This is a genomic window from Microbacterium sediminicola (genome assembly GCF_039531125.1).
In the GTDB taxonomy this organism is placed as follows: Bacteria; Actinomycetota; Actinomycetes; order Actinomycetales; family Microbacteriaceae; genus Microbacterium; species Microbacterium sediminicola.
In genome coordinates this window covers 325120-349160 of record NZ_BAAAPL010000001.1, presented here as the reverse complement: position 1 = coordinate 349160, position 24041 = coordinate 325120, and the positions used below count along the sequence as shown (strand labels likewise).

20 protein-coding genes are annotated in these 24041 nt (G+C 69.9%); 8 read left to right on the top strand and 12 right to left on the bottom strand.

What is annotated here, in order from left to right; genetic code table 11:
• Positions 1-6: 6 nt before the first annotated feature.
• From ABD206_RS01460 to mtrA, 3 genes are read right to left on the bottom strand one after another with little or no spacing between them, the layout of a single operon-like run.
• A complete protein-coding gene (locus ABD206_RS01460) occupies positions 7-1680 on the bottom strand; it encodes an LpqB family beta-propeller domain-containing protein (protein ID WP_344068224.1) in 1674 nt (557 codons plus the stop codon).
• Positions 1677-3365 (bottom strand): MtrAB system histidine kinase MtrB, encoded by a 1689-nt coding sequence (gene mtrB / locus ABD206_RS01455; protein ID WP_344068221.1) that lies wholly within the window; start codon positions 3363-3365, stop codon positions 1677-1679. The genes ABD206_RS01460 and mtrB overlap by 4 nt, the downstream gene beginning before the upstream one ends.
• A gap of 5 nt (positions 3366-3370) precedes the next feature.
• Complete coding sequence (mtrA, locus tag ABD206_RS01450) at positions 3371-4051, bottom strand: MtrAB system response regulator MtrA (protein WP_344068218.1); 681 nt, start codon at positions 4049-4051, stop codon at positions 3371-3373.
• A 208-nt stretch (positions 4052-4259) separates the two neighbouring features.
• Between mtrA and ABD206_RS01445 the strand changes: the two genes are divergently transcribed.
• Genes ABD206_RS01445 through ABD206_RS01425 form a run of 5 tightly spaced genes read left to right on the top strand, consistent with a single transcriptional unit; the run spans position 4260 to position 9517 of the window.
• The gene (locus ABD206_RS01445) at positions 4260-5426 is read left to right on the top strand and encodes a DUF7847 domain-containing protein (RefSeq protein ID WP_344068215.1); all 1167 of its coding nucleotides are present in this window, start codon (positions 4260-4262) and stop codon (positions 5424-5426) included.
• Positions 5423-6079, top strand: coding sequence for a DUF4129 domain-containing protein (locus tag ABD206_RS01440; protein WP_344068212.1), 657 nt, complete (start codon positions 5423-5425; stop codon positions 6077-6079). Before ABD206_RS01445 ends, ABD206_RS01440 begins: the two co-directional genes overlap by 4 nt.
• A complete protein-coding gene (locus ABD206_RS01435) occupies positions 6076-7236 on the top strand; it encodes a DUF4350 domain-containing protein (protein WP_344068209.1) in 1161 nt (386 codons plus the stop codon). The genes ABD206_RS01440 and ABD206_RS01435 overlap by 4 nt, the downstream gene beginning before the upstream one ends.
• A complete protein-coding gene (locus ABD206_RS01430) occupies positions 7233-8222 on the top strand; it encodes an AAA family ATPase (protein ID WP_425561150.1) in 990 nt (329 codons plus the stop codon). The genes ABD206_RS01435 and ABD206_RS01430 overlap by 4 nt, the downstream gene beginning before the upstream one ends.
• Positions 8223-8227: 5 nt before the next feature.
• Entirely contained in the window at positions 8228-9517 is a 1290-nt protein-coding gene (locus ABD206_RS01425; RefSeq protein ID WP_344068206.1) for a DUF58 domain-containing protein, read from the top strand.
• Between the two features lie 72 nt (positions 9518-9589).
• On the opposite strand, the gene katG is transcribed toward ABD206_RS01425, so the two are convergent.
• The 3 genes from katG to ABD206_RS01410 are packed head-to-tail and all read right to left on the bottom strand — an operon-like array spanning position 9590 to position 13369.
• On the bottom strand, positions 9590-11845 hold the full coding sequence (katG, locus tag ABD206_RS01420) for a catalase/peroxidase HPI (RefSeq protein ID WP_344068203.1): 2256 nt from the start codon (positions 11843-11845) through the stop codon (positions 9590-9592).
• 34 nt (positions 11846-11879) lie between these two features.
• The gene (locus ABD206_RS01415; protein ID WP_344068200.1) at positions 11880-12323 is read right to left on the bottom strand and encodes a Fur family transcriptional regulator; all 444 of its coding nucleotides are present in this window, start codon (positions 12321-12323) and stop codon (positions 11880-11882) included.
• A gap of 50 nt (positions 12324-12373) precedes the next feature.
• Positions 12374-13369, bottom strand: coding sequence for a stage II sporulation protein M (locus tag ABD206_RS01410; protein WP_344068197.1), 996 nt, complete (start codon positions 13367-13369; stop codon positions 12374-12376).
• A 16-nt stretch (positions 13370-13385) separates the two neighbouring features.
• Between ABD206_RS01410 and ABD206_RS01405 the strand changes: the two genes are divergently transcribed.
• Entirely contained in the window at positions 13386-14228 is an 843-nt protein-coding gene (locus tag ABD206_RS01405) for an RDD family protein (protein ID WP_344068194.1), read from the top strand.
• A 30-nt stretch (positions 14229-14258) separates the two neighbouring features.
• Here ABD206_RS01405 and ahcY read toward each other — a convergent pair whose 3' ends face one another.
• Together ahcY and ABD206_RS01395 are read right to left on the bottom strand one after the other, a co-directional pair.
• Positions 14259-15716 (bottom strand): adenosylhomocysteinase, encoded by a 1458-nt coding sequence (gene ahcY, locus ABD206_RS01400; RefSeq protein WP_425561149.1) that lies wholly within the window; start codon positions 15714-15716, stop codon positions 14259-14261.
• A gap of 23 nt (positions 15717-15739) precedes the next feature.
• Positions 15740-15946 carry a DUF3499 family protein gene (locus ABD206_RS01395; RefSeq protein WP_344068189.1) on the bottom strand — a complete coding sequence of 69 codons (207 nt, stop codon included), beginning with the start codon at positions 15944-15946 and terminating at the stop codon, positions 15740-15742.
• Positions 15947-16005: 59 nt separating this feature from the next.
• Here ABD206_RS01395 and ABD206_RS01390 point away from each other — a divergent pair, with 59 nt between their 5' ends.
• Positions 16006-16446 (top strand): metallopeptidase family protein, encoded by a 441-nt coding sequence (locus ABD206_RS01390; RefSeq protein ID WP_344068186.1) that lies wholly within the window; start codon positions 16006-16008, stop codon positions 16444-16446.
• A gap of 16 nt (positions 16447-16462) precedes the next feature.
• Here ABD206_RS01390 and ABD206_RS01385 read toward each other — a convergent pair whose 3' ends face one another.
• The 4 genes from ABD206_RS01385 to manA all read right to left on the bottom strand — a co-directional run bounded on the left by ABD206_RS01385 (position 16463) and on the right by manA (position 22543).
• Entirely contained in the window at positions 16463-17854 is a 1392-nt protein-coding gene (locus ABD206_RS01385) for a DUF5719 family protein (RefSeq protein ID WP_344068184.1), read from the bottom strand.
• Entirely contained in the window at positions 17851-20808 is a 2958-nt protein-coding gene (locus tag ABD206_RS01380; protein WP_344068182.1) for a glycosyltransferase family 2 protein, read from the bottom strand. Before ABD206_RS01380 ends, ABD206_RS01385 begins: the two co-directional genes overlap by 4 nt.
• An 86-nt stretch (positions 20809-20894) precedes the next feature.
• Complete coding sequence (locus ABD206_RS01375) at positions 20895-21215, bottom strand: WhiB family transcriptional regulator (RefSeq protein ID WP_344068180.1); 321 nt, start codon at positions 21213-21215, stop codon at positions 20895-20897.
• A gap of 182 nt (positions 21216-21397) precedes the next feature.
• Positions 21398-22543, bottom strand: a complete 1146-nt coding sequence (gene manA / locus ABD206_RS01370) for a mannose-6-phosphate isomerase, class I (protein WP_344068177.1) — start codon at positions 22541-22543, stop codon at positions 21398-21400.
• A gap of 60 nt (positions 22544-22603) precedes the next feature.
• On the opposite strand from manA, the gene ABD206_RS01365 reads away from it, so the two are divergent.
• Complete coding sequence (locus ABD206_RS01365; RefSeq protein ID WP_344068174.1) at positions 22604-23992, top strand: O-antigen ligase family protein; 1389 nt, start codon at positions 22604-22606, stop codon at positions 23990-23992.
• Positions 23993-24041 lie beyond the last annotated feature (49 nt).

Below are 24041 nucleotides of genomic sequence, written 5' to 3'. Positions count from 1 at the left end.
AGGCTGCTACTGCGGGGACCCCTGCTGCACGGCGAGCACATCGATGCCGGTGTCGGTCTGCAGCCAGTTCGCGCCGCGTCTCAGGTAGAGCGCGCCGTCCTCGGCGCGCAACCGGACGGATGCCGCGGTGGCGACCGACGTGATCGCGGCTCCCACCGGGCCCGCCGTGGTGGATGCGGCCCCGCCCACCGGTTGGGAGACGACCAGCGACGAGGAGTCGCCGCTGACCACGATCGACAGGGTGGCGTCATCGGCCCACACCATCGAGGCCGCCGGCCCCGACAACACACCCACGAGAATCGGTTCCCCGAGCCGGGTCGGTACGCCGTCCGCGTCCCGGACGATGCCCGAGACCCAGACCTCGCGGAGAGAACCGACCGACACGACACCGGCCATGCGCGTGCCATCACGCGAGACCGCGATCGCCGAGACATCCGTGGCTCCGGCCGAGACCCACGACGACGACAGCGCCGGCACCTCGGCGTCCTCGCCGTAAGCGCCGAGACCCGCCGGCGCGCCCCGCGGCATGCTCCAGACGAATCCCAACGGGTCGATTGTCGGCGCGAGGAGCCCTGAGCGGGTGTCCAGCGTCGTCACCGCACCATCGGCTGTCGCACGCGCCACGGTGCCGTCCTCGAGCAGCACTGCGGCGCGCACACGATCGGGTCCCACGGTGATGGCGCGAGCGGCGGTCTGCTCGATGACATCCGACAACCCCGGGATCGGGGTCAGCTCGGTTCCGGAGAGGAACCCGAAGCCGGCCGCCGTGAGCACCAGCGGGGCTCCGGCGACGGCGGTGGACCGGGTCGTCACGGTGGATGTCTCCAGCGGCGTCCCGTCAACCGTGAGCTGCACGTCCAAGATTCCGGCGGTCGCGAGGCTCGCGCCGAGCTGAGTCGCCATCCGATCCAGGGTGAGCGGCTCGAGGGCGAGGACCTCCGGCGACAGCTCGACCTGGGCGGTTCCCGAGCTCACGGGAACCGACGACCATGCGAAGGTCACATCCTCGGGGAAGGCGGAGAGCACCGCGCCCTGCAGCCACGCGGTGGGCGGCTCGTCGATGAGGGCGCTCGCGATGCGCACGGCGGCGTTGGTGGTCGGGTACCACCGGATGTCGGGGACGAGGTATTCCCACGTCGTATCGAAGTACATCACCGAGTAGGCATGGAACACCGCGGCGAACACGCTCTGATCGAGCACGATGCCGTCGGGCGCCTCAGAGATCCGCCACTCGCCGTCCACCTCCACCAGGGTGAAAGCGAGCGTCGTCACCGTCCCGGTCGTCGGATCGTATCGTCCGGTCTCGTCGACGGTCGCGCGTGGGGACAGCGAAACAGTCGCCGACAGGTCCTCGACGTCCGGCTCGATGAACGCGCCCACGGAGATGACCGTCACGCCCGCCGACGGGTCCCAGACATCCTGGATCGCGGGCGCGAGGAACAGTCGCGCGGTGGCCCAGTCGCCGCTGGTGCCCGATCCCGCGCGCAGGAATCCCTCGATGATCTCCTCGGGCGATGCCCCCGGCTGCGGACCGTCGGGGAGGAAGCGCACCTCGGGACCGGTCTCGGTCTCGCCCGCAGCGCGACCCGCGGTGACGGGCCCCGAAACCGGCAGGCCCGCGCAGCCTGCCAGAACGAGGGCGACGAGCAATGCCGCCGCGGTCAGAGCGAAGCGCCTCATGCGACCCCTCCCTCTTCAGGTGCATCCGGACGGTGCTCCGCCGGTCTCACCGTGACGATCGGCTGTGTGTGTTCGAAGGACTCGAGCGTCCCCTCCTCGCCCGGGTCGAGCCGGATCGGCGAGGGTCCGTTCAACCCAGCCGCGTGCCTCGGGAGCGTCAGGACGAAGTGCGAGCCCGCGCCGGGCCGTGACCATACGGTCAGGTCACCGCCGTGAAGGCGCGCGTCGCCGAGCGAGATCGCAAGACCCAGCCCGGTGCCGCCGAGCGTGCGCTTGCGCGACGGGTCAGCGCGCCAGAAGCGGTCGAACACGTGCTCGAGATGCTCTTCCCGGATGCCCATCCCGAAGTCCCGCACCCCGACGGCGACGGCGTTCTGGTTGCTGTCCACCGTCACCACGATGGGCTTGCCCTCACCGTGCTCGATCGCGTTGCCGACGAGGTTGCGCAGGATCCGGCGAACCCGGCGGGGGTCCATGTCAACCGGGGAATATCCACCCGGGGCGACGACCCGTACTTCTGAGCCGTGCTGCTCGGCGACCTGCTCCATCTGCCCGATCACGTCTTCGGCGAGCTGGGCGAGGCTGGTGGGCTCGAGCTCCAGCTGCACCGACCCGGCGTCGTACCGGCTGATCTCCAACAGGTCTCCCAGCAGCACCTCGAAGCGCTCGACCTGGGCACTCAGCAACTCCGCGGCGCGGGCCGTGGCCGGGTCGAACTCCTCGCGACGGTCGTTGAGCATGTCGGCGGCCAGGCGGATGGTCGTCAGGGGCGTGCGTAGCTCGTGGGAGACATCCGAGACGAACCGCTGCTGGACGAGGGACAGGTCCGCCAGCTCCTTGATCTGCTTCTCGATGCTGTCAGCCATCGCGTTGAAGGACTGGCCGAGGGTCGCCAGCTCGTCCTCGCCGCGCACCGGCAGGCGCACCGCGAGATCCCCCGAGGCGAGCTTCGCGCTGGTGAGCGCCGCCTCGCCGATCGGCGTCGTCACCGAGCGCAGCACGAACCACGCGATCACGCCGATGAGGACGACGAGGGCCACCCCCACGACCCAGAGCGTCGCCTGGACGAACCCCAGGGTCTGCGACGCGCCGGCCAGGTCGTAGGCGAAGTACACCTCGAACGCGCCGACCTGAGGGAAGATCAGCTGCTGTCCGACGACGATGCCCGGCGTGCCACTCGCATCGAGGGCCACAGACTGCCACCACTGTTGGCCCGCGTCGGCCTGCACGCTCTGGCGCAGTCCCTCGCTGATGATCGAGGTGTCGAAGTCACCGATGCTGAAGTCCACCGCGGCCGAAGGTTCGCCGATGCGGAAGGTCGCGATCATGTCGCTGGAGGACTGCTGGTACAGCGTCGTGCGCACCCCACCCCACACACTCTGGATCTGAGAGCTCTCTCCCTGGGTGTCGGCGGAGTCGAGCGTCGTCTGCGCGTCGATCGTGGCGCGCTGGGCATCCAGCAGCACCTCGTCCCGGCGAGAGGCGAACAGATCGTCCTGGATCGCGAGCGCCGTCCACGTGACGGCGATGAGGATCGCGAGAGTCGACAGGACGAGCGTGACCGCGATCGTGCGGAAGCGCAACGAGCGTCGCCACAGATGCACGACGTTGTCCGGCCAGGCGCGCACGTTGCGGCGCCAGATCAGCGGCCGGTACGCCGCGTCGTCGCCTCGCACGGACGACATCCCGCTCACTCCACGGTGCCGGCGCGGTATCCGACCCCGCGGACGGTGGTCACGATGCGAGGGTTGTCAGGGTCCTGCTCGACCTTGGCCCGCAGCCGCTGGACGTGGACGTTCACGAGACGGGTGTCGGCCTTGTAGTGATAGCCCCACACCTGCTCGAGCAGCATCTCGCGTGAGAAGACCTGTTGCGGCGCGGAGGCCAGAGCGACCAGCAGCTCGAATTCGAGCGGAGTCAGCGCGATGGCCTCGTCACCGCGGCGCACCTCGTGGGCGGCGATGTCCACGACGAGGTCGCCGATCCGCAGCGTGTCGTGGGCCGCGGGGCTGGCCGGCCGCAAGCGGGTGCGGATGCGCGCGACGAGTTCCTTGGGGTTGAAGGGCTTGACGATGTAGTCATCCGCGCCGGATTCGAGTCCGCGCACGACATCGGCCGTGTCGGTGCGGGCCGTCAGCATGATGATGGGGATACCGGACTCGGAGCGGATCGACGTGCAGATCTCGATCCCGTCGACGCCCGGCAGCATGAGGTCCAGCAGGACCAGATCGGGCTTGAGCGTGCGCCACGCGTCCACGGCGGCAGCCCCGTCGGCGCAGAACACCGTGTCGAACCCTTCGGTGCGCAACACGATGCCGATCATCTCGGCCAGAGCCGTGTCGTCATCGACCACCAGGATGCGTGATGTCATCGCGCGTCTACAGTCCCTTGCGTCCCCACGTGCACGAGGATCCCAGATGCCGGGAGGTGCACTCCAGACGACCCTAGTGGACTCCGCCTGGAAGCACACCGAACATCGGCCGGGCGTGCCCGGCACGAGGCGGGGTCGGCACGCGTCGCGGGGGCACGGCGTTGTGACACGATGGGACTGCCCCGACCCGCTCGGACGAGGAGGACCTGTGACCGCGTACCCCGCGTGGACCCCCGCTCCGCGCCCGGGCATCGTGCCCCTCCACCCGCTGACCTTCGGCACGATTCTCGGCCGATCATTCTCTGCGCTCCGGCACAATCCGCGCGTTCTGCTCGGATTCGCGGTGGTCCTCCAGACACTCGCGTACCTCGCGGTCACGGTGGGTCTGGCCGGCATCGCGTTCGCGAGTTTCTCTCGGCTGGATACCGTTGCCGTCGGCTCCGACGACTGGGATGCGGTCCTGGCCGGGTCGATCACCCTCACGGCACTCGCAGGTCTCGGCCTCACGTTGGCCGCCGGAGCGATCGGGGTGCTCGTACAGGCCGTCGTGATCTCCGATGTTCTCTCGGCCGTGCTCGCCGAGAAGATGACGCTCGCCGGGCTCTGGAAGCGCGTGCGTCCGGTGGCATGGCGCCTCATCGGGTATGCGGTGCTCCTCGCGGGCGCGGTCGGGGCCGGGATCGCGGTCGCGGCCGGCCTCGCCGTCACCCTGGCGCTGATCAATCCCGCGCTGGCCATCGTGATCACTCTCGTCGTGATCCTCGGCGCCGTCCCGCTCACGCTCTGGCTCACGGTCAAGCTCCTGCTGGTGCCCGCCGCGATCATCGTCGAGCATGCGAGCATCGGCCGGGCGATCACACGCTCATGGCGCCTGAGCCGAGGAAGGTTCTGGGTGATCCTCGGTGTCGTCATCCTGGTTTCGCTGGTCTTCGGCGTGGTGGCACAGATCGTCAGCGTGCCGTTCTCGCTGCTCGCCGGCGGCCTGTCGGCGGTTTTGGCTCCCACCGGGAACGCAACGGTGGGCGACATCCTGAGCGTGGTCGTGGTGCTCGGCCTCAGCCAGGTCGTCATCCTGCTGATCCAGTCGGTCGCCGTCATCGTGCAGTCCACCGCGACCGGCCTGATCTACATCGATTGCCGCATGCGGCATGAGGGCCTGGACCTCGACCTGCTCGACTACGTGGACCGTCGTGACGCGGGCAACTCCGACCTCGGGGATCCGTACCGCGCGCACATCGGGCGCCCCGCGCCCGTCCGACACCAGACGCCGTGGACACCGCCGACGACACCGGGAACCGCTCCGCCGCCCCCGCCGGCGGCAACGCCCCCGTCGAACCCCGAGAACGGGACAGCACCCTGGGCCACACCACGGTGAGGCAGCTCCTGCCGCTCATCCCCGATGGCGACCAGGCTCGCGCGTGGCTGGAGAGCGAGCTGTCCGCACCCGCATATGCGGTCACCGAGCCGACATGGTTCGATCGCACTGCGCAGGCGGTGCGTGACACGATCATCGGGCTGTTCTCGGCCACCGCGCCGCCGGAGTGGATTGTCGTGCTGGCAGCGGTCGCGGGCCTGGCCGCCATCGGCGTGATCATCGCGGTGATCGTCTTCTGGCGCGTCCCTCATCGGCGGCGACGTCGGCCCGCGCGCACGGCCGTGCTGTTCGGACGCGTCGATCACCGCCCCGCATCGTCGCTGCGCGCAGCGGCGGAGGCAGCCGCTTCGCGCGGCGACTGGCGCCAGGCCATCACGCTGCGTTTCCGCGCTGCAGCGCGCGGTGTCGATGAACGGGGCCTGCTGGCGCTGCACCCGGGAACGACGACGGGACAGTTCGCCAGCGACACGGCGCCGATGCTGCGCACGCCCGAGGCCGTCGCGCGCGCAGCGGCCGCGTTCGACAGCGTGAGGTACGCGCAGTCGCCCGGAACAGCGGCGGCCTACGCGATCGTCCGCCGCGCCGACGAGGCGCTCCAGGGCGTGGCCGACCCGTCCCCCGCGACCGCTGACGCTGTGGCCGGAGTGCCGTGAGCATCGTCGCACCGATCCGTGCATCGCGTCGCGTCGGCACATGGGGCGGGATCGCACTCGTCCTGCTGCTGGTCGGGGCTCTGGGCGCGGTCGTCGCGGGCGGCGCGAACACGAGCTCCTCGACCGCCCTGGATCCCCGCTCTGCGGCGCCCGAGGGGACGAGGGCGCTCGCGCAGGTCCTGGCCGACCGCGGCGTCGAGGTGCAGATCGTCGACTCCTATGCCGAAGCGATCGGCATCCTGTCGACCACGCCCGCGACGCTGGTGCTCCCCGACGCCCCCGCGCTCTCGGACGACACGCTCGCGCAGATGACGGGGGCTGCCCACGATGTGGTCCTGATCGAGCCTCGCTCGCGATCCTTGCGACTTGTCAGTCCCGACGCCCAGGCGGTCGGCGTCGGCGATGGAGCCACCAGCCTGCCGGAGTGTGCGTTCGTCGTCGCCGAACGCGCCGGCGCCGTGGGCCCGACCACGGCGTTGAGCGCGCCCTCCGCACAGTCCTGCTACCCGGTCGGGGAAGGCTACGGGCTGCTGGTGGCATCGCACGGAGACGGGCGCATCGTCGCCGTCGACGCGACGGAGCTGTTCACGAACGAGACCATCACCGCGAACGGCAACGCCGCGCTTGCCCTGGGGCTGATGGGAGCCGAACCCACACTCGTCTGGTACGTCCCGTCCCTCGCCGATTCCGACCTCGAGCCGCTCGTGCCGTCGCTCGGCGATCTCACACCCCCCTGGGTGACGCCGGTGCTGGCGCTGCTGGCCGCAGCGGCGGTGGCGGCGGCGCTGTGGCGCGGCATCCGCTTCGGCCCGCTCGTGAGCGAACGACTTCCCGTCACGGTGCGCGGGAGCGAGACCGGCGAGGGCCGCGCGCACCTCTATGAGCGCTCGCGCGACCTCGGCCACGTCGCGCACCTGCTGCGCCGCGGCACCCGGGGACGACTCGCGCGGATGATGGGGCTGGGCTCGGCGAGCTCCCCGCAGACGATCGCCGCTGCCGTCGCCGACACCCTGTCACGGGATGCGGCGGCGATCCGTGCCACGCTGGACGGTGAGACCCCGCACACCCGCGGTGAGCTCGACCGCCTGCACGAGGATCTGCTGACCCTGGAAGCCGACACCCACGCAGCTTTGCACCCCGAGAGGATCGAGCCATGACAGCGACGGACCCGGAACAGATGCCCCCCGACGCCGCAGACACGGCGCGGGAGGCGATGAATCGCGTGCGTGGTGAGATCTCCAAAGCCGTGGTCGGGCAGGATGGCGCGATCACCGGACTGCTGATCGCGTTGCTCGCCCAGGGGCACGTCTTGGTCGAGGGTGTCCCCGGCGTCGCCAAGACGCTGCTGGTGCGCGCCTTCTCCCTCGCGCTCGGGCTCGACACCAAGCGGGTGCAGTTCACCCCGGACCTGATGCCCGGTGACGTCTCCGGGTCGCTGATCTACGATGCGCGCTCGGGTGAGTTCGAGTTCCGCGAGGGTCCGGTTTTCACCCAGATCCTGCTGGCCGACGAGATCAACCGCACGCCCCCGAAGACGCAGGCGGCGCTCCTGGAGGCGATGGCCGAGCGCCAGGTGTCGACCGACGGCGTGACCCGGGCTCTGCCCGACCCGTTCCTTGTCGCGGCGACGCAGAACCCGATCGAGCACGAGGGCACGTACACGCTGCCCGAGGCACAGTTGGACAGGTTCCTTCTCAAACTGATCGTCGATGTGCCCGCCCGGGACGCCGAGATCGAGGTGCTGCGCCGTCACGCCGACGGGTTCTCTCCCTCCGATCTGGCCACCGGCGGCGTGCAGACCGTCGTCACCCCGCAGGAACTCAGCGCCGCGCAGGCCGCCGCCGCCGCAGTGCCCGCAACCGATGAGGTGCTCGGCTACATCGTGGACCTCGCGCAGGCCACCCGCCGTAGCCCGTCCGTCCAGCTGGGTGCGAGCCCCCGTGCCGCGACGGCACTGCTGGCCACGGCGCGCGCCTGGGCGTGGCTGGGTGGCGCCTCGGCGGTGACCCCCGACCACGTCCAGACGATGCTGCTGCCGACGTGGCGCCACCGCCTGCGTCTGCGATCGGATGCCGAGTTGGAGGGTGTCTCCGTCGAAGCGCTGCTGCAGAGCATCCTGCAACAGACGCGCGTTCCCCTGTAGCCCACGTGTACGTCACCGGTCGCCTGCCGCTGCTCGTCGCCCTCGGCGCCGTGCCCACTGTGCTGCTGTCCATCGCGGGCATCGAGCCCTGGGCGACGGTGCTCGGCTGGATCGCCCTGTGCACGCTACTGACCGCCGGCGATGTGCTGGTCGCCCCGGGCCCGGATGCTCTGACGATACGTCGCTCCGGTCCGGGAAAGTCCCTCACCGCCCGACGTGTGGACGTGGCACTCACCGTCGTCAACCCCACCCGACGCACCGTGCGGGCGAGGGTTCGCGACCTGTGGCAGCCCACAGCCGGCGCCGACCCCGATCGCGCCGAGGTGTACCTGGCGGCAGGCGAAGCGGCAGAGGTTCCCGTCTCACTTCTCCCCCGCCGCCGCGGCGCGCTGCGAAGCGCCGGCATCGCGGTGCGCACGAGCGGTCCGCTGGGTCTGGCGGGGCGATCTGCCGTACTTGCCGTGCCGGGGACGCTGCGGGTGCTGCCTCCCTTCGACTCGCGTCGTCACCTCCCGGCGCGTCTCAGCCGCCTCCGGGAGCTCGACGGCAACACGAGCGTGCAGGTGCGCGGGCAGGGGACAGAGTTCGACTCGCTCCGCGAGTACGTGCGCGGCGACGACGTCCGCTCGATCGACTGGCGCGCCACCGCGCGGGCGAGCGCCACGATGCTACGCACCTGGCGACCCGAGCGCGACCGCCACATCATCGTCGTCATCGACACAGGTCGCACCGCGGCGGTGCGCATCGGCGACGGCACCCGGCTGGATGCCGCCATCGAGGCGGCCCTCCTCCTCAGCGCACTCGCGTCCGCGGCCGGCGATCACGTTCACGTGCTGATGTTCGATCGCGCCGTCCGCGCCCGGGTGACCGGTCGCGAGGGCTCCGCGCTCATGCCGACCCTCGTGGATGCCATGGTCGGCGTGGAAGCCCAGCTGATCGACACCGATTGGGACGCCGCGTTCGGACAGGCCCGCCGCCTGAGCACGCGGGCGGCGATGGTGGTCGTGCTCACCACGCAGGATTCCCCCGAGACCGCGCGCGGATTTCTCGGCGCCCTTCCCCTGCTGCCATCCAGCGCCCAGATCGTGGTCGCCTCCGCCGGCACCGACCTCGACGTGGGGACCACGGCCGATCCCTTCCGCGCCGCGGCGAACGAACGCACGCACCTGGACGGCGAGCGTATCGCCTCCGCGCTCGCGCGGGCGGGCGTCGACGTGATCTCGGCGACAGCGGACGACCTCGCCCCCCGGCTGGCCGACCGTTACCTCGCGCTGAAGTCCCTCGGGCGCCTCTGAGCACCGTGAACACACACCGATGGCCCGCCCCAGAAGGAGCGGGCCAACGGTGTGTGTCGATGGTGTCCGGACTCAGACCAGGTCGAACCGGTCGAGCTCGGTGACCTTGCCCCAGGCCGCGACGAAGTCGCGCACGAACTTCTCGGTCGCGTCGTCCGAGGCGTAGACCTCGGCGAGGGCACGCAGTTCAGAGTTGGAGCCGAACAGCAGGTCGGCACGGGTGCCGACACCAACGCGTTCGCCCGAGCCGTCCTTCGTACCGATGAATGCGTGCTGGCCGGGGTCCAACGACTTCCACGTGGTGCCGAGATCCAGCAGGTTCACGAAGAAATCGTTCGTGAGAACGCCCGGACGATCCGTGAACACCCCGTACTCGGAGCCGTCGTAGTTGGCACCCAGCACGCGCAGGCCACCTACCAGGACGGTCATCTCCGGGGCGCTCAGTGTCAGCAGGTTGGCCTTGTCGATCAGCAGGTACTCCACGGGCAACTCCGCGAGCGGGCCCGCGTAGTTGCGGAAGCCGTCGGCGATCGGCTCGAGGAAGGCGAACGACTCGACATCCGTCTGCTCTTCGCTGGCATCGGTGCGCCCGGGGTGGAAAGGCACCTCTACAGAGACACCCGCGGCCGCCGCCGCGTTCTCGACGGCCGCGTTGCCGGCCAACACGATGAGGTCGGCCAGCGACACCTGCTTGCCATCGGTGCGGTCCGCGTTGAACGCCGCCTGCACACCCTCGAGTGTCTCGAGGACCTTGGCGAGCTGGGCGGGGTTGTTGACGGCCCAGTCCTTCTGCGGGGCAAGACGGATGCGAGCCCCGTTCACGCCACCGCGCTTGTCGCTGCCGCGGAAGCTCGATGCGGCAGCCCACGTGGTCGAAACCAGCTCGGCCACCGTGAGGCCGGTACCCAGGATCTGCGCCTTCAGCGTCGCCGCATCGGCGGCGTCGATCAGTTCGTGATCGACGGCGGGCACCGGGTCCTGCCAGATCAGCACCTCATCCGGAACCTCCGCACCCAGGTACCGAGCGACCGGACCCATGTCGCGGTGGGTGAGCTTGAACCATGCCCGAGCGAAGGCGTCGGTGAACGCCTCGGGGTCCTCGGCGAAGCGGCGCGAGATCTTCTCGTACTCGGGGTCGAAGCGCAGCGCCAGATCAGTCGTGAGCATGCGGGGCTCGCGACGGCCCTCAGAGTGGGCGAGAGGCACCATGTCGGCGCCCGCACCGTTCTTCGGACGCCACTGCTGGGCACCGGCGGGGCTGTGGAAGAGCTCCCAGTCATACGCAAAGAGGATGTGGAAGAACTCGTTGTCCCAGCGGGTCGGGTGATACGTCCAGGTGACCTCGAGTCCGGAGGTGATCTGGTCGTCACCCTTACCGGTGCCGTAGTTGTTCTTCCAACCCAGGCCCTGCTGCTCCAGCCCCGCAGCCTCGGGGTTCTCCTCAAGGTTCGAGTCGGGAGCGGCGCCATGAGTCTTGCCGAAGGTGTGGCCGCCGGCGATCAGCGCGACGGTCTCCTCATCGTTCATCGCCATGCGCGCGAAGGTCTCGCGAATGTCGTGCGCGGCCAGCAGCGGGTCGGGGTTGGCGTTCGGACCCTCGGGGTTCACGTAGATGAGACCCATCTGCACGGCGGCGAGCGGGCCCTGCAGTTCGCGGTTGCCCTTGTAGCGCTCATCGCCGAGCCAGGTGGTCTCGGGACCCCAGTACACGTCGTCGTCCGGCTCCCACACATCCTTGCGTCCACCGGCATAACCGAAGGTGGGGAATCCCATGTTCTCGAGCGCGACGTTGCCCGCGAGGATCATGAGGTCGGCCCACGAGATCGCCTGGCCGTACTTCTTCTTGACGGGCCACAGCAGGCGACGGGCCTTGTCGAGACCGACGTTGTCAGGCCAGCTGTTCAGCGGCGCGAACCGCTGCTGACCGGCCCCGCCACCGCCGCGACCATCGGTGATGCGGTAGGTGCCGGCCGAGTGCCAGGCCATGCGGATCATCAGCGGGCCGTAGTTTCCGAAATCGGCGGGCCACCAATCCTGCGAGGTCGTCAGCAACTCGTTGATGTCGGCCTTGACTGCGGCGAGGTCCAGGGCCTCGAACGCGGCCTTGTAGTCGAAGTCCTCACCCAGCGGGTTCGCCACGGCCGGGTTCTTCGCGAGGATCTTGAGGTTCAGCTGGTTGGGCCACCACACGCGGTTGGCCGATCCCGCCGTGGGGTGCGGCTGCGCGGTGTGGACGACGGGGCAACCGCCTACCTGCTCGGGCGTGTCGGTGACGGTGACGGACTGGTCGGGGGCGATCTCGCCGCCGACGTTCTCGGTGTCAGTCATGGTGTTCCTTCCTTGTGGATGGTGGAGAGAAGAGTCAGGAGACGGCAGGATTCCGGCAACTCGCGCACATGCCCCAGAAAGTCACTTCGGCTTCGGCAATGGCGAAGCCCCGGCTGTCCGCCGGGTGAAGGCACGGCGCCTCACCGGTCACGCAGTCGACGTCTTCGACGTGACCACATGAGGTACATACGAGGTGGTGGTGGTTGTCGGCCACGCGCGCTTCGAACCGCATCGGCTGGCCGGCGGGCTGGATGCGGCGGACCAGTCCGGCATCCACGAAGTCGCTCAACGCGTTGTAGACCGACTGGAGCGCAGTACCCGGAGCGCGGGCTTCGACGTCGGCGTAAATCGTGTCGGCGCTGGTGTGCGGGTGGGACTGCAGCGCGGTGAGGACAGCGAGCCGCGGGGCCGTCACGCGGAGCCCGGCGGCGCGGATGGACTTCTCCAGATCCGCGTCGATGGGGAGCGTGTCGGTCACAGCTTCAGCTTAGCCTACTTTTGATCGCTTCAAAATAGTTGGGCAGAAGTTCACCCGACCGACAGCTGCGGGGTCCCGGTGTCGGCTTCATCCAGGTCGCCTGTCTCCCCCTCGCGGAAGGCATGACGTCCCAGCACGAGCATGTACACCAGAAAAGCGGCGAGTGCGGCACTGCCGATCCCGATCTTCACCGGCCACGGCCACGGCTGGGCGGTGACGAATCCCTCGATGAGTCCAGCGACGGCCAGGACGAAGACAAGTCCGATGGCGATCGTCGCCACCGCCCGGCCCTCACTCGCCAGGGCCGCGGTGCGCGTACGCGGGCCCGGCGCGACCCACGACCAGAAGAGGTGGAGACCTGCCGCAACGGCCACGAACACACTCGTCAACTCGAGCTGTCCGTGCGGGAGGATGAACAGCGCGAAGGTGTCGGCGTGACCGAAGGAGATCAGCACGGCCGCGGCGGTGCCGGTGGTCACGGCGTTCTGGATGAGCACCATGACGGGCCAGAACCCCGTGATGCCGAAGAGCACCGACTGCGCGGCGATCCACGCGTTGTTCGTCCACACGGTCCCGGCGAACACCGCAGCGGGGTTCTCGCTGTAGTAGTCGGCGAACTGGTTCTCGGCGTAGTACCGAAGATCTGCGTCGGATCCCAGGGCTGCCAGCAGGACGGGGTCGGTTGAGATCCAGGCCGCCACCGTACCGCCGATGAGCAGGAACGCCACGGCCACGACCAGAGTCGTCCAGCGTAGCCGGTAGAGCGCCGCGGGAAGCTGACGCGCGGCGAAAGCGGGGATACGTGCGAGCGGAGCACCTGCCGGTGAGGTCAGTCGCCGCCGGGCACGCGCCAGGAGCAGTGAAAGATGGTCGCCGTGGGCAGTGCGACCGACCGAGGTCTTGATGTCACCGAGATCGGCGGATGCGGCGCGGTAACGAGTGATCAGCTCGTCGACGTCCTCGCCGCTTAGACGCCGCGCGCGGCCGAGCGCGTTCAGGCGCTCCCACTCCGCGCGCCGAGCCGTCGTCAGGGCGTCGAGGTCCATTTGCTTTACTGTACCCATGGCCCCCCGCGCCCTCACGGTCGACATTCACCAGGACGAGGTGCTCACCGGTGAGGCGATCGCGCTCGACGTCCAGCCGCTGAGCTATTTCCAGAGAGCACTGGGCGCCGCGATCGATGCCGTCGCGATCATCGCGCTGCTCCTGTCGGCGAGCGCGGTATCGGCGTGGCTCACCACCGGAAGCATCATCGATCCGGCGGCCTCGCCGATCCTCGCGATCACGGTGACCGTGGTCGTCCTCGTCGCCATTCCCACCACGGTCGAAACCCTCAGCGGTGGCCGCAGTCTCGGAAAGCTCGTCGTCGGTGGCCGTGTCGTCCGCTCAGACGGCGGCGCCTCGCGGTTTCGTCAGGCCTTCATCCGGGCCTTCGTCGGCATCCTGGAGATCTGGATGACCCTCGGCGCCGTCGCCGCCCTCGTCGGCGCGTTCACGCCCCGCTCCCAGCGTCTGGGCGACCTTCTCGCGGGAACCTACTGCGAGCGCACCCGCGCCCGCCCGGTCCGCGACGTCCTGCCGGAATTCCCCGCCGCGCTGGCATCCTGGCGCCAGGTCGCGGATGTCGCGCGCATGCCCGACCGCCTTGCACGCCGGGTGTCGCAGTTCGTCCATCAGGCGGAGCGGCTCGATCCCGGCGCCCGTCGGCGTCTGGCGCACGAGCTCGGAACCGAGGTCTCTGCGTACGTGTCGCCGGTTCCCCCCGTCGACGGAGAGACGCTCCTGCGCGCGGTCGCCGTCCTGCGCCGCGAGCGCGAAGTGCGCGCGCTGCAGATCCAGAACGACCGTCTCGAGGTGCTCACCGCCGGTGACCACGAGGGCGTGCCCCAGCCTCCCGCATCCTGACCACGACAGCGTCGGAGGACGCGCCGCACCTCAGTAGCGGTAGTGGTCCCGCTTGTAGGGGCCTTCGACGGGGACGCCGATGTAGTCCGCCTGTTCCTGCGTCAGTGTGGTCAGCTCGACACCGAGGGCACGCAGGTGCAGTCGCGCGACCTTCTCGTCCAGGGCCTTGGGGAGCGTGTAGACGCCGATCGGATAGTCCTCACCGTTGACCCACAGTTCGATCTGGGCGAGCACCTGGTTGGTGAAGGATGCGCTCATGACGAAGGAGGGGTGCCCGGTCGCGTTGCCGAGGTTCATGAGTCGTCCCTCGCTCATCACGAGGATGCTCCGCCCGTTCGGCAGGCGCCACTCGTGCACCTGCGGTTTGATCTCGACCCGTTCGACCCCTGCCAGCCCCTCAAGACCGGCGATGTCGATCTCGTCGTCGAAGTGGCCGACGTTGCCGACGATCGCGAGGTGCTTGAGCGCGAGCATGTTCTCCACGGTCACGACGCGCGTGTTGCCGGTGCCGGTGATGAGGATGTCGATCTGGTCGGCGACATCCTCCAGCCGCGCCACCTGGTACCCGTCCATCGCAGCCTGCAGTGCGCAGATCGGGTCCACCTCACCGACGATGACACGCGCACCCTGGCCGCGGAGCGCCTCGGACGCGCCCTTGCCGACATCGCCGTAGCCGACGACGAAGGCGACCTTGCCGCCGATGAGCACATCCGTGCCGCGGTTCAATCCGTCCACGAGCGAGTGACGGATGCCGTACTTGTTGTCGAACTTGGACTTGGTGACCGAGTCGTTGACGTTGATGCCCGGGAACAGCAGCTCGCCGTCGCGCGCCAGCTCGTACAGGCGATGGACGCCCGTGGTCGTCTCCTCGGTGACTCCCGCAAGCCCTGCGGACATGCGGGTGAAGCGCTGCGGGTCCCGGGCGAGGGAGCGGCGCAGCGCCTCGAGGATCACGCGGTACTCGGCGGAGTCGCCGGGGGCGGCATCCGGAACCGCGCCCGAGCGCTCGTACTCGACACCCTTGTGGACCAGGAGCGTGGCGTCTCCCCCGTCATCGAGGATGAGATTCGGGCCGTCGAAGCCCTCCGCCGACCAGTCGAAGATCCGGTCGGTGCACTCCCAGTACTCCTCGAGGGTCTCGCCCTTCCACGCGAACACGGGCACACCCTGCGGGTCCGCGACGGTCCCGTTCGGGCCGACGGCGACGGCAGCTGCCGCCTCGTCCTGGGTGGAGAAGATGTTGCAGCTGGCCCAGCGCACCTGGGCACCCAGGGCTACCAGGGTCTCGATGAGGACGGCGGTCTGCACGGTCATGTGCAGGGAACCCGCGATACGAGCCCCCCGCAGCGGCTGGTGGGGGCCGTACTCCTCGCGCAGGGCCATGAGCCCGGGCATCTCGTTCTCGGCGAGACGGATCTGGTGACGGCCGGCGGGCGCGAGCGCGATGTCGGCGACGGCGTACCGGGGTGCGAGGACGGTGTCAGACATGAGGGACATCATCCCACGAGAACTCAGGTTCGGAGCGTCTCGTGCCGCACGACGAGCCACCCGCGCGGGACCGCGAGTCTGTCGGCATGCGCGGCGCACAGGTCGTGCGCGTGTGGAGCACCGGCCAGGCCGAGCGGACCGAGCACCGCCATCTGGTCCCCATAGTCGTAGGTGAGTGTGGCGACGGCTTCGCGCGCGCACGCGACTTTGGAGCACAGACGTTCTTGCATCGCCGTCACGCTACTGCGCGAGCACTGCCGTACCCGCCAGGCGCGCCTAGGATGACGGCATGGCATGGCGACGCGCGCGGACCGCTCCGACCGAATCTTCACGGCCGTCACGCCATGGCCGCCACGGACGTGAAGGGCGCAGCGCCGTGGTGCGGCCGCCGCTGCCCCCGTTGGACACCCGCATCGACCGGTTCGATCTGACGGTGGGCACCGCCGCGGAATTCCTTCGCTCGGCCTGGGAGGAGCTGCGCGAGGTCAGCTTCGAGATCGGCGACATGCCGCCCGCCGCCGACCGTGACGGTATCCCGCGCTGGGCTGTGCTGGCCGACCAGAAGCGGATCATCTTGTACCGGGTGCCGATCGAACGCCTGAGCCGTCTGCATCGCAACGATGACCTTCACCGGCGGATGATGATCGAGGGCGCCGTCTTCCGCGCGGCCGCACAGTACCTCGGCAAAGACCCCTGGGACCTCGGCCCCGAGCGCTTCCGCTACTTCTGACGCCGCCCGGGGCAGCTCAGGGATAGACCACGATCGGCTCAGCTCCGGCATCGGTCGCCCACACCGGGAACGAGCCGAGAGACGAGTCCCCCGCGAAGCCGACAGCCGCCGCGACGCTGTCGCCGGACAGGTGATACACGGTCGAGGCCGACACCGACAGCTGCGCACTGGATCCGGCGGGGATCGTCACCGAGACCGGGCCGGTGAGCTCGGACGTCAGTTCGACCGAGGCATCCGTCTGCCCCGGGTTCATGAGCGTGAGCCGGGGCGAGGGGCCGGCGGGAACCGAGATGACACTCTCCGCTCCCAGAAGTGGAGAGGGCAGGTACCAGGCGAAGTCCGCGCCCGCCCCGAAACCGGTGGTCTGCCAGACCGAGGCCGCGATCACGACGGGCGCGGTCACCTCGATCACGTAGCTGCCGACGGGCAGGTCGGGCACTTCGACGACGGCGGGAATGCCGGCGGCCAACTCCACGGTGATCGGATCGCGCGCCGGAGTCGTCTCCCCGACGGCGTACGCGGTGATCGTCGCCGCACCCGCGGTGGTCGGAGCGAGGATCCGCACCTGCGTGGGCGCCTCTCCCGCACTCGCGGTGAGCCCGTCGACGGTGACGGCGACACCGCCGATCGTCAGCTGCCCGTCCGGCGAGGCCAGCATGCCGGACTGGTCGATACCGCCGGGCTCGAGCGTGCGCGTGATGCTGGACTGCAAGGATGCCGCCACCGGCGCGCCGGTGGCCTGCACGTGCACGACCGGGCTCTCCTCGCCCAGGGCGATACCCGCGAGGGCGATCACGCGCTGCGCGCCGGGCGCGACGATGATGTCGGTGCCGCCGGGGGGCGCCGTGGCACCTCCCGCGCCGTACACGGTCAGATCGACGGTGGCCGCGACCTCACCAGGGTTGGAGATGATCACGAGGTCGGAGGCACCGGTAGCACCAGACCCCGCGACCAGCCAGGAATCCATGAGCGGTGTCTGACAGGCTGAAGACGCGTAGCCGACGAGGTCGGCATCGGAGATGCTGACCGCTCCGGCGGCGGCGAACGCCGAGGCCGACCCGGTTGCTCCGGCGATACTCGTCCACACCGTCGGTGCGCTCGTCGTCGCATCCGAGCGCAGGACGGAATCCGATGGCGCGGAATCGCCCCCGACCGTGACGGCCTGGGGCGCGGCCACCGACAGCCCATCGGCATCGGTCGAGTCGCGCCCGACCGCCAACAGTGCCCCGGTGCACACCGCGACGCGTTCAGGCGTGTCGACCGCCACCTCGGTGTGCGCCGGTGTCGCCGTGATCTGCGGCCACGGGAGGAGCGGGGATACGGCCACCGCGGCGGCGATCAGCAGCGCGAGCGCGCCGCCGATGACGGGGCGAAGTGAGGCGAGGGTCGGATACCGCGCGGGACTCATTCGCTCTCCTCCGCCTCGGGCTCCGGCACCGCCGGCGCCGCCTGCTCACGCGCGGGAAGCGAGAGCACCTCATCGCGCTCCGCTCGCGTGAGACCGACGACTCGCGGCCACCGGCGCGCGCGCGAACGGGTCCGGCGTGTCGGGATCGCAAGGAGCAGTGCGACGGCGAACACAACGAGCTGGATACCCGTTACAGCCGCTCCCCAGAGCGGCGCCGCCGTCTGCGGCCGTGCGGCCACATCCACGGTGATCCGCCAGAGCGCCCCCTTCTCGGTCTCCCCGACCGCATCGAGTTCATCACGCTGGTCGAGGGATGTCGCCGCTTCCAGCCGCAGCCCCGCAGCCTCCAGCGAGTCTCCGGACGCCCCCGGGGACAGCAGGACGAATCCGATCCCCTGCGCGGCCGCGGTGGTCACGGCATCCGGGGTGGACTCACTTACGAAGGATGCCGCGACCTCGGCGAGCTGCTGCGAGGGGACGTCCATGGACGTGCGGGTCTCGAGGATCGTCGACTCGGCGCCGATGGTGTCGCTTTCCCCCCACACAACCCGCACGGCCAGCGATCCATCGGCCTGCGGCGTGAGCACGAGCGTGCCCACCTGGGCTCCCTGAGTCCCCTCGGCGGCGACGTAGGCGGGAAGCGTGGAGACCGGGCCGTTGGTCAGTGCCGAGGTGCCCCGCGCGACGGCGCTGAGAGCGGGGACCGCCAACACGACGAGAGCGGCGAGGGAGACGACAGCGAGCGCGGTGACGGCGGTCGGGGAGGTTCCCGGCGCACGCTGACGCAACGCGCGCGCAAGTTGGTCCAGCGTGAGGGTGGCCGCGCCGACCACACCCCACCACGCGAGGCTCAGACCCCCACCGGGCCAGATCGCGAGCCCCTCCGCCCCCGTGAAACGCACGACGATGTGGGCCGCGGCGATGCCGGTTCCCACCCCCAGAATGATGATGCCGAGGTGTGCCGCACCCACCGGCCATCGCGGTGTCGTCGCGGCGGCGAGCGCGAGCAACGCCAGCGGAACCAGCAGGATCGGGAGCCAGGGAAGGATGAGATCGGGCACCAACCCACTCCACCCGGCGGTCGATCCGGCGGGGAAGCCGAGCAGGATGCCCCAGCGGTCGGCGGCGTCAGTGGCGGGTGTTGCTCGGGGGATGGATGCTCCGGGATCGGCGAGCAGACCCCACCAGTTGCCGGCGAGCCCCTGCACGATCGCGAGGGGGAAGAACAGCGCGGCGGCGGGAACGGCGAGCCACAGCATCCGCAGTACCGCGCCGCCCGAGCGGCGTATGATCGCGCCGATCAGGGAGATCAGAAGCACGATGGCCAGTGCCGGCGCCAGCGCGGGGGCCGCGGCCACGACGCACGCAGCGACGATGGAGGCGACGGCGGCGGGCACCCACGAGCGTTGGGCCGCGGCCCCCGCGAAGACAAGCCACGGCAAGAGGAGATGCACGATCACCGCGGTCGGAATGCCCTCGACGAGGGCGACGAGGAACGTGGGCGCGAGTGCCCAGGCGATGCCCCCGACGATCCGCAGCATCGGGCGCTCGGTGATCCGAGTCGCGGCGAACCAGCCCCCGAGCGCCGCGAGCGGCAGGGCCGCGAGCCAGAGAAGCACGAGCGCGCGCGAGGGTGAGAACGGCCACAGAGAGCCGATGATCGCGATCAGGGCCGAGAACGGATCGGCAGGATCCGTGACGTTCCATCCCGTTGGTCTCAGCCCGTAGGCGGCATCGATCCACAGCTGGCTCACGGTGCTGCGCAGCGGCTCCAGTGCGCCGCCACCGAGGGCCGGCCAGGCGAGGAGAGCCGGGAAAGCGGCCAACGAGACGACGGCCATCGCGAGCACGAGCCAGGCGCCACCGCCGCTGAAGAAGCGCAGCTCGCCGCGCATGATCGCCCGCGGGTCCTCTGTCTCCTGGTTGCGCTCTCGGGCTGTGGCCGCCGACACCCGCAGGGAGTCGAGCCGGGACCAGGGCACCCGCTTTCCCCTCCGCATCCGTCGACGGGCCCGCGCGATCGCGCGGAGTCTGGCCATCGCGACGATCGTGGCGACCCACTCGGGGATGATGCGCTCGGGATCCTTCGTGACCAGCTGCGCCGCGGATCGGACAAGCGCCAGCAGCGGCAGCAGGATCCAGAGCGGGACAAGCAGCAGGGGATTGCTCATCACGAGCAACCGGTGCAAGTGCGCCGTGCGCTGCAGCCGCAAGGCGCGTCGGCGCTCGCCTCCCGACTCGATGAAGGGAAGGCCCGCGACACCGTCGCCGTCGACTCCGACCCTGACGCCCGGGACCAGTGCCACGCGGTCGCCGCGCAGGCGCAGGGCGATCGCGAGATCCAACCCCTCATCCGCGCCGCGCAGCGCGGGGTCGATGCCGCCGAGCGCCCGGAACGCAGCCGTATCGACGAGGACACCGCGGATGTCGAATCCGAGGACGTCGGTGGTCATGTCCAGCTGCCCCTGATCAAGGTCGCCCGCGGCGAGCTCCACCGCACGGTTCGATCGGGTCAGGCTCGCCCCGAGGGACACAATGCGCCGATCGTCATCGATGCGCACCAATTTGGGCGCGACCGCCGTCAGGGACGCGGACAGTTCGAGCTGCCCACCCAGGCGCTCCAGCGCGCTGGGCTCTGGCGTCGTGTCCTGGGCGAGCAGCCACAGTGTGTCGGCATCGGTCTCTCGGGCCACCGCGATCGTCGCGGCCGCGAAGCGCGTGCGGGCGGGCGCGCGCACGGCGCGGGTGGGACGCCCCGATGCGGTGCAGATCGGCAGTTCGCCGCCGGTGATCGCATCCTCGACGGCCGGATCGCTGCCGCAGACGACGATCGTGACCTCATCGGGTCTGCGGGTCTGCGCGGCGAGCGCGGTGACGGTTCGCCGAAGGTGGTACGCCGACGGAGTGTGACCGTCCGGACGCACGACGACGATCGCGTGAACTCTGCCGGGCATGACGCGGTCAGCCTACGTGGCGTGGGAGGGTGCGTCGGCGTGACGCGCGGGGAATCGGACAGTCGCGCGGGAGGCGAGCTCGGATGTCAGCTCGCGCGGCGCTTCAGCTTGCGACGCTCGCGTTCGCTCAGACCGCCCCAGATGCCGAAGCGCTCATCGTTCTCGAGCGCGTAGTCCAGGCATTCGCCGCGGACGTCGCACGAGGTGCAGATGCGCTTGGCGTCGCGGGTGGAGCCACCCTTTTCGGGGAAGAAGGCCTCGGGATCGGTCTGCGAGCACAGCGCGTCGGTCTGCCACGCGAGCGCTTCGTCTTCGACCGCGGGGCGCCGAACGCCCGGCACACCGAGGTTGACCGGGTCGACGTGCCAGTTGTCGGGAACACCCGAGCGGTACTGCGAACCCGTCATCTCGTTCTCCCCACCTAAAGAACTGCCCCCACGCGATTGCGCGTTAGAGGTAATTACACCGGTGTGATTCGCATCGGTCAAGTCGCGAATCGTAAACCCTCAACAACCGCGTGAACCTTCAGGCTCGGAATACGGCGTGTCGCGCCGGGCGTGTCGCGAACTGGACGGACCGCGATTCTCAGTCAGGCGCCGGGGAAGGCGAGGAACACCTCTCCCCCGAGAACCGCGATCTCGCGCTCGTCGGGGGTGATCAGCACCGCTGTCCCCGGGGCAAGGTCAACGGCACCGCCGGATGAGGCGCCGATGATCCGCGGCGCACCGGTGGTGGCGACAGCGATCGCCACCCCGTTCACGGCGTGGGAGACCTCGGCTTCAGCTGCGATCTGGACCAGGGCGAAGTCGGGTACACCCGCGACGAAGTGCCGGATGGCGGCAGCCGCGGGATCCAGAACGGGGGCCGGGCCCGGACGCGAATCGAGAATCTCGAGCAGTTCTGCGACATCGATGTGCTTCGGCGTGAGCCCGCCGCGCAGGACATTGTCGCTGGCGGCCATGATCTCCACGCCGAGCCCGGCCACGTACGCGTGCAGCACACCGGCCGGCACGAACACGCCCTGCCCGCGCTGGAGCTCGACCAGGTTCAGCAGCATCGCCACCACGATGCCCGGGTCGCCCGGGTAGTGCGCGGACAGGTGGTGCACGAGACGCAGCTCGGCGGCGAACTCTTCGGATGCCGCGTCCAGCGCCGCGTCGATGATCGCCGTCACGTCGGTCGAGGCGTCCCCGGAGAGGATCCAGGAGAGTGCCTCTCGCAGCACCGCGTCGTCGGCGTCGGCGTCCAGGATCTCGAGCAGGGGCGCCGAGGCCGGTCCGATCTCTCGCAGCAGGCGGCGAGTGGCGTCGAGCTCTCGGAGACCGGCGAGCGCGGTGAACCGCTCGCTGAGGGCGACGATGATCTCGGGCTTGTGGTTGTCGTCGCGGTAGGTGCGGTGGCCGGCATCACGGGCGATTCCGGCGGCCTCTTCGCGAGCGAAGCCGATCTCAGCCTGAGCCTTGGACGGGTGCGCCTGGATCGACAGTGGGGACCCGGCCGCGAGGATCTTCAGCAGATACGGGAGGGCAGTCGGCGTACCGGCAGGGGCATGCGCGGAGGACAGCCAGTCACCGAGCGGCGTGCCGTCCGGCAGGAGCGCGGGCGAGCCGGGGTGGTCGCCGAACCAGATCTCGGCCTCGGGCTCCCCCGTGGGCGTGCGCCCCTCGAGGTCGGCGATGAGCGTCGTAGAGCCCCAGGCGTAGTCGCGGGGGCTGTTGTGAAGCGGCACCAGCACACCGCCAGCGTACTCGGCGGCATCCTGGGTGAATCGCGCGAGCGCTAGCCTGAGAAGACCATGGCCGTGTACAGCAGACACCCCGCGTCGGCACCACCGGTCGCGCCCGAGCGCGAACGGATGCGACACATCCTGCTGCGGGCGTGGTTCACCTTCGTGCTCGTGTACGCGTTCACCCTCCCTGGCTGGGTGCTCGCGTTCGGGTCCGTCATCACGACGCTGGTCGGCGGTGTCGTCGTCGTGCTCTCGGGGGCACTCGTGGCCTCCATCCGCCCGCCGTTCCAGTGGCGTCGACTGCCGTGGATCGCGGGCGGGTTCATTCTGTGGGCAGGCGTGTCGGTGATGTGGTCGCTGTGGCCACTCACGTCTGTGCTGACCTGGTTCATCCTGGTTGCGACGACCATCGTCGGCATCGCGTTGGCGAGCGTTCTCACCTGGCGGGAGATCGTCCGCGCGATCGGCGCGGCGCTCGCGTGGGTGATCGGCATCTCGATCGTGTTCGAGGTGCTCGTCGCCTGGATCGTCGGCGGTCCGCTCTATGCCGGGTTCGCGACGACCGGCGGCGAGGGCGCCGTGGTGTGGACCACCGGGGAATTGTTCTCGGGTGGTCGCATGGACGGCATCATGGGCGACCCGAACCTCTTCGGCGTCATCGCACTGATGGCCGTCATCGTCTTCTCCCTCGAGTTTGCCGCGGGCGAGGCCCGGCGCGCGATGCTCGGGGTGTGGATCGCCGTCTCGGTACTGTGCCTCGGGCTCGCGGCATCCGTCACCGCCTGGGTCGCCGCGCTGGGCGTGGTGCTGGTTCTGGCGACCGTCCTGCTGATGCGCACCGCACGCAGGCCCGGCGAGCGCACGCGGTACTACGTCGGGTACGCGATCATCGGGGTCGGCGGCGGACTGCTGCTGTGGCTGAACCGTGACGCCGTGTTTCTCGCGCTCGACCGCGCGACCGACCTCATCGACCGGGAGACGGTGTGGGCGGCAGTGCTCGCGCAGGTGACCAATCCCGCTCTGGGCAGCGGCTTCGCCACCCCGTGGACGGTGGGCGACCCGAGCTTCACCGCCGGCATCATGCTCGACGGCGCGCAGGCCACCAGCGCCCACTCGGTATGGGTCGACGTCTTCTTCCAGCTGGGTGTGGTCGGGGTCATCCTGCTGGCCTGCGTGTACCTGGCGTTCGTGTGGCGGTCGTGGTTCTTCGCTGTCGACCGCCCACGCTGGGACCTCCGTGCCGACCGCCCCTACTCCCCCCTCACGCTCCTTCCGACCCTCACGGGCGCCGTGCTCCTGGTGCAGGGCGTCGCCGAGTCCGCCCCGCTCATGGGCTGGGGCTGGATGCTGCTGATCGTGCTGGGGTCGAAGATCAAGCAGTCGCCCCACATCGGCGAGGGCGCCGCCGAGCAGCGCGTCGCGATCGAACTCGGAGAGCCCCTCCCCGCCCGCTGAGGTTCGCAGGACAGTCGCGGCAGACCGTGACCGATTCGAGACATCCGCT

What these genes read in the sequence shown, in the direction of transcription:
- ABD206_RS01460 (WP_344068224.1), bottom strand. Translation starts at nt 1,680, where the DNA reads ATGAGGCGCTTCGCTCTGACCGCGGCGGCATTGCTCGTCGCCCTCGTT.
- mtrB (WP_344068221.1), bottom strand. Translation starts at nt 3,365, where the DNA reads ATGTCGTCCGTGCGAGGCGACGACGCGGCGTACCGGCCGCTGATCTGG.
- mtrA (WP_344068218.1), bottom strand. Translation starts at nt 4,051, where the DNA reads ATGACATCACGCATCCTGGTGGTCGATGACGACACGGCTCTGGCCGAG.
- ABD206_RS01430 (WP_425561150.1), top strand. Translation starts at nt 7,233, where the DNA reads ATGACAGCGACGGACCCGGAACAGATGCCCCCCGACGCCGCAGACACG.
- katG (WP_344068203.1), bottom strand. Translation starts at nt 11,845, where the DNA reads ATGACTGACACCGAGAACGTCGGCGGCGAGATCGCCCCCGACCAGTCC.
- ABD206_RS01410 (WP_344068197.1), bottom strand. Translation starts at nt 13,369, where the DNA reads ATGGACCTCGACGCCCTGACGACGGCTCGGCGCGCGGAGTGGGAGCGC.
- ABD206_RS01405 (WP_344068194.1), top strand. Translation starts at nt 13,386, where the DNA reads ATGGCCCCCCGCGCCCTCACGGTCGACATTCACCAGGACGAGGTGCTC.
- ahcY (WP_425561149.1), bottom strand. Translation starts at nt 15,716, where the DNA reads ATGTCTGACACCGTCCTCGCACCCCGGTACGCCGTCGCCGACATCGCG.
- ABD206_RS01395 (WP_344068189.1), bottom strand. Translation starts at nt 15,946, where the DNA reads ATGCAAGAACGTCTGTGCTCCAAAGTCGCGTGCGCGCGCGAAGCCGTC.
- ABD206_RS01390 (WP_344068186.1), top strand. Translation starts at nt 16,006, where the DNA reads ATGGCATGGCGACGCGCGCGGACCGCTCCGACCGAATCTTCACGGCCG.
- ABD206_RS01385 (WP_344068184.1), bottom strand. Translation starts at nt 17,854, where the DNA reads ATGAGTCCCGCGCGGTATCCGACCCTCGCCTCACTTCGCCCCGTCATC.
- ABD206_RS01380 (WP_344068182.1), bottom strand. Translation starts at nt 20,808, where the DNA reads ATGCCCGGCAGAGTTCACGCGATCGTCGTCGTGCGTCCGGACGGTCAC.
- ABD206_RS01375 (WP_344068180.1), bottom strand. Translation starts at nt 21,215, where the DNA reads ATGACGGGTTCGCAGTACCGCTCGGGTGTTCCCGACAACTGGCACGTC.
- ABD206_RS01365 (WP_344068174.1), top strand. Translation starts at nt 22,604, where the DNA reads ATGGCCGTGTACAGCAGACACCCCGCGTCGGCACCACCGGTCGCGCCC.